Below are 4,572 nucleotides of genomic sequence, written 5' to 3'. Positions count from 1 at the left end.
CCACCCAATACATCGGCATCAACAACCCCTACACCGGCTGACAGCGCAGAAAAGCACCTGCCACCTCTTCCGAAGGGGTGGCAGGTGCTTTTAAGGCCGGTCAGCCAGCGGGGGGGGCAGTTGGCCTTAGTCTCCCTTGCCGGCCGCGGGAAGTGTCACGTACGTGCCCTGGGCCCTGCTGCCGTTTCCGGGAAGGGCTCCGGGCAGCGAGACGTAGCCGCCCCTCAGCTGCGGCGACGCTTCCTGGCCGGCGGGCAGGGTGACGTAGCTGCCCTCCGGGTGCGGCGGTACTTCCGAGCCGGCGGGCAGGGTGACATAGCTGCCCCCTTGGGAGATATTGGCAGCTGCTGGTGCGGGGGCTTCAGTGCGCTCGGCCTCTAAAGTCATGATGTTCTCCTGCTTGCGGGGGGCGACGGCGCACAACCCGGACACCTGTGCCGCGGCGGCGCACTAAGAGCCGTGGTATCCGCTGCTGGGGTGGTTGGAGGGGTCGGTTGCCTGGATCCGGGGAGGAGTTACCCGGCGTTTCTCGAGGCTTCGCCGACCTGACGTCGATTCTAGGGTTAATCTGACAAGTTCACAATAAGCTGGCACAGTTTTATGCCGTTCCCTCCATGCCAAGGGTCCTGCGCCCAAACACAAGAGCCGTGGACCGGCCCTAACCCACACTGGGGAGTAACCCGCTACGCCGACCGGCTGGCGTCCTTGCCTACTCGAAGTGGAGTATCCCTTGGAAACCTATGATGCGCTCCTCGCGTCCATCGCCCCCGCCGCCGGCACCGGCCGGACCATCTTTGACCCGGCAACCGGTGAAGCCGTGGGCGAAGCCCCCATCCATGACCTCGACTACCTGGAAGATGCCGTGGCCGCAGCCGTCGCCGCCCAGCCTGCCTGGGCTGCCCTGGGCCACGAGGCCCGGTCCGCCGCGCTCCTGAAAGCAGCCGACGCCGTCGAACGCTCCGCCGAGGAACTGGCCCAACTGCTCTCCCGCGAACAGGGCAAGCCGCTCAACGGCCCCAATGCCCGGTTCGAGGTCGGCGCCTGCGTCGCGTGGCTCCGAGCCACGGCAGGCCTGCCGCTGGAACCGGAAACCATCGTGGACGACGGCGAGACCCGGGCTGAGCTGCATTACCGGCCCATCGGCGTCGTCGGCGCCATCGGCCCCTGGAACTGGCCAATGATGATCGCCGTCTGGCAGCTTGCACCTGCCCTCCGGATGGGCAACGCCGTGGTGGTCAAGCCCTCCGGCAACACCCCGTTGTCCGTCCTGGCCCTGGTCAAAGTCCTCAATGAAGAGCTCCCCGACAGCATCCTCTCCGTCGTCTCCTGCGGCCGCGAAGTGGGCGCCCGCCTGACCGACCACCCCGCCATCGGCAAGATCATGTTCACCGGTTCCACCGCCGGCGGCCGCGCCATCATCAAATCCTCCGCCGACACCGTCAAGCGGCTCACCCTGGAGCTGGGCGGCAACGACGCCGGCATCGTCCTGCCCGACGCCGACCCCAAGGCCATTGCCCAGGACATCTTCTGGGGCGCGTTCCTGAACACCGGCCAGACCTGCGCGGCCCTCAAGCGCCTCTACGTCCACGACAGCATCTACGACGCCGTCTGCGAGGAACTCACCGCCGTCGCGAAGGCCATGCCCATGGGCAATGGCCTGGACGAAAACAACGTCCTGGGCCCACTGCAGAACAGGGCACAGTACGACGTCGTGGCGAACCTCGTGGAGGCAGCGAAGACTTCCGGAGCACGCGTCCTCCTCGGCGGAAACCCCGACACCGGCCAGCCCGGCTACTTCTACCCCACCACCCTGGTGGCGGACATCGACAACGACAACCCGCTGGTAGCAGAGGAACAGTTCGGCCCGGCCCTCCCCATCATCCGCTACAGCACCATCGACGAAGCAGTGGAAAAGGCGAACGGGCTCGACGTCGGCCTGGGCGCCTCCGTTTGGTCCGCCGACCTGAAGGCTGCCCGTGAGGTCGCCGCCCGCATCCAGGCCGGCACCGTCTGGATCAACCGGCACGGCGCCGTGGACCCGCGTATCCCCTTCGGTGGCGCCAAGCAGTCCGGCTACGGCGTGGAGTTCGGTGTCGAAGGACTCAAGGCGCTGGGCGTGCCGCAGGTCATCAACGGCTGAGAAGTCCTGGAAACGGGAGCCCCGCATGCCAACCAGCGTGCGGGGCTCCCGGGCTGTTGGTCCTGGCTACCCCATGGCCGGGGCGGTGGACGTGCGGCCGGCGAACTGCCGGCGGGCCCACCGGGCAAGCTTCTTGCCCTTGCCCTTCCACCAGTTGTCCTCGTCCTGGTTGTGGTGGAACCGGAAAACGATGGCCACCAGGACGAACATTCCCATCACCACATCCACCCAGGACGACATCACCAGGGCAACGAAGACCGTCATGGCGTTGGCGATGACCGATGGGATTGCCAGCGTGCGGAAGACGGTACTGGCCACGTAGCGGCGGTGCGACCTCGGGACGGACAATTCGCGGACCATGTCGAAGCAGACGCACACCACCACGATGGTCTGCCCGAGGGCCAGGAGGATCTGGCCCGGCATTGAGCTGCTGAAGGCAGCCACGGACTGCATTCCCGGACTCATGGCCGGGCCTTGCTGCTGAAACCTTTACTGAGAACCTTAAGCACGAAAAACCCCCGGAACTTGTGGAACCACCGCCGCTGATCCGGCGATGGTTCCATTCAAGTTCCGGGGGTTCGTCCGGACACGAGTAGTGGGTACTCTAATTTGCCCGGCCGGCCGGGCGCGGTACCTGCGCTCCCGGGTTTCTACTGGTTGGGCTTACTGGCCGATCGCCCTGGGCCGCCACAGCACCACGGCCTGCGACCGCGGACGGGGCCGCTGTCCCCGGGCCAGGCTCACCACGTCGCCGGCAGCGCCTGCGGCGAAGATCCGGGAGTCCACGGAGCGCGGACGCCGCCCGAGTTCCTCGGTGAGTTCCGAGATGCGGCTTTGGAGGGCGGCCACCTGGTTTTCGAGCTCCAGGATGCGCTTGATGCCCTCCAGCGATACGCCTTCCTGGGACAGCCGCTGTACTTCCCGCAGCATGGTCACGTCACGCTGCGAGTAGCGGCGGGACTTCCCGGGGGCACGGCTGGGCTTGACGATGCCAAGCCTGTCGTACTGCCGCAGGGTCTGCGGGTGCATGTCTGCGAGTTCGGCCGCCACGGAGATCACGAAGATCGGCTGGTCAGCACTGATGTCCACGGCTCACCTCCGCTCCTAGAGCCGGGCCTTGGCTGCCAGGCCCTCGCGGACGTCCGCCGACGACGTGGCCTCGGCGAACGCCTTGACCGCAGCTTCGGCGTCCTTGTTCAGGTTCTTGGGAACTGCGACGTCGATGGTTACCAGAAGGTCGCCGGTGGCCTTGGACGTCTTCACGCCTTTGCCCTTCACCCGCAGGGTACGGCCCGACGGCGTCCCCGCCGGCACACGCACCTTCACCGTGTCGCCGTCGATGGTGGGAACTTCAATGTCAGCGCCCAAAGCAGCCTCGGGGAAGGTGACGGGAACATGGATGCGGAGGTTGTCGCCGTCGCGCGTGTAGAAGGCGTGCGGCTGGACGGAGACGGACACCACCAGGTCTCCGTTTCCGGCGGCACCCGGCTGGCCCTTGCCGCGCACGCGGACTTTCTGGCCGTCCTTGATGCCGGCAGGAACACGGACGTCAATGACCTCGCCGCTGGGTTCGCGCAGGCCGATGGTGGTGCCGCGGATGGAACCGGCGAAGGAAATGCTGGTGGACGCGGTCCGGTCGGCGCCCTTCTGCGGCGTCCGCTGGAACCCGGGGGACCCGCCGAAGCCGCCAAAGAGGTCGGCGAACTCAGGCGGAATGCCGCCGCCTGCCGGGTTGAAGCCGCCCGCGTGCCGTCCGGTGTTGCCGGTGAACAGGCCGCCGAACATGTCCTCGAACCCGCCGTTGGGGGCGCCGGCGCCGCCGGGAGCAAAGCGGGCCCCGCTGCCCATGGCCCGGATGGCGTCATACTGCTGGCGCTCATCGGGATCCGAGAGCACCGAATAGGCCTCGGAGATGTCCTTGAACTTCTTCTCGGAAGCAGCGTTCCCCGCGTTGGTGTCAGGGTGGTGCTGCCGCGCAAGCTTCCGGTAGGCCTTCTTGATATCGGCGTCGGAAGCGTCCTTGGCAACACCAAGGATCTTGTAAAAGTCCTTGTCCACCCAATCCTGGCTAGCCAATGGCGTTTCCTTTCTTGTACTTACTAAAGCTCTACACGCTGCATGGGCCCCCGCCCCTACGCCGGGTGGCAGGGATCTGCGATCCCCAGCCACCCGGCTCCGATAGGCCCGATGCCACTCCCGGGCCCCCGCATCCGCTCCGGCGTTCGGCGTTGGTGGCACCAAAGGTGCGATGACCACAAGCTCGGAGCGCTGCATGGGCCCCCGCCCCTACGCCGGGTGGCAGGGATCTGCGATCCCCAGCCACCCGGCTCCGATAGGCCCGATGCCACTCCCGGGGCCCATGCAGCGCTCCGAGCTTGTGGTCATCTCACCTTAGGTGACACGAACGCCGAACGCCGGAGCGGATGAGGGGG

General features: G+C 66.8%; 5 protein-coding genes. 1 reads left to right on the top strand and 4 read right to left on the bottom strand.

The window, feature by feature from the left end:
- Nucleotides 1–126: 126 nt before the first annotated feature.
- Nucleotides 127–387, bottom strand: a complete 261-nt coding sequence (locus tag VXJ37_RS19020) for a hypothetical protein (protein ID WP_331324591.1) — start codon at nucleotides 385–387, stop codon at nucleotides 127–129.
- A gap of 343 nt (nucleotides 388–730) precedes the next feature.
- Between VXJ37_RS19020 and VXJ37_RS19015 the strand changes: the two genes are divergently transcribed.
- The gene (locus VXJ37_RS19015; protein WP_331324590.1) at nucleotides 731–2,140 is read left to right on the top strand and encodes an aldehyde dehydrogenase family protein; all 1,410 of its coding nucleotides are present in this window, start codon (nucleotides 731–733) and stop codon (nucleotides 2,138–2,140) included.
- Nucleotides 2,141–2,206: 66 nt separating this feature from the next.
- On the opposite strand, the gene VXJ37_RS19010 is transcribed toward VXJ37_RS19015, so the two are convergent.
- The 3 genes from VXJ37_RS19010 to VXJ37_RS19000 all read right to left on the bottom strand — a co-directional run bounded on the left by VXJ37_RS19010 (nucleotide 2,207) and on the right by VXJ37_RS19000 (nucleotide 4,216).
- Entirely contained in the window at nucleotides 2,207–2,593 is a 387-nt protein-coding gene (locus tag VXJ37_RS19010; protein ID WP_331324595.1) for a hypothetical protein, read from the bottom strand.
- Nucleotides 2,594–2,803: 210 nt separating this feature from the next.
- On the bottom strand, nucleotides 2,804–3,229 hold the full coding sequence (locus VXJ37_RS19005) for a heat shock protein transcriptional repressor HspR (protein ID WP_331324589.1): 426 nt from the start codon (nucleotides 3,227–3,229) through the stop codon (nucleotides 2,804–2,806).
- 15 nt (nucleotides 3,230–3,244) lie between these two features.
- Nucleotides 3,245–4,216: a DnaJ C-terminal domain-containing protein gene (locus VXJ37_RS19000; RefSeq protein WP_331324588.1), complete on the bottom strand. Its 972-nt coding sequence runs from the start codon at nucleotides 4,214–4,216 to the stop codon at nucleotides 3,245–3,247.
- Nucleotides 4,217–4,572: the final 356 nt, after the last annotated feature.

Source organism: Pseudarthrobacter phenanthrenivorans (genome assembly GCF_036455295.1).
GTDB lineage: Bacteria > Actinomycetota > Actinomycetes > Actinomycetales > Micrococcaceae > Arthrobacter > Arthrobacter phenanthrenivorans_C.
Note: the sequence above shows the minus strand (reverse complement) of the source record. Positions and strands in the feature narration are given on the sequence as shown.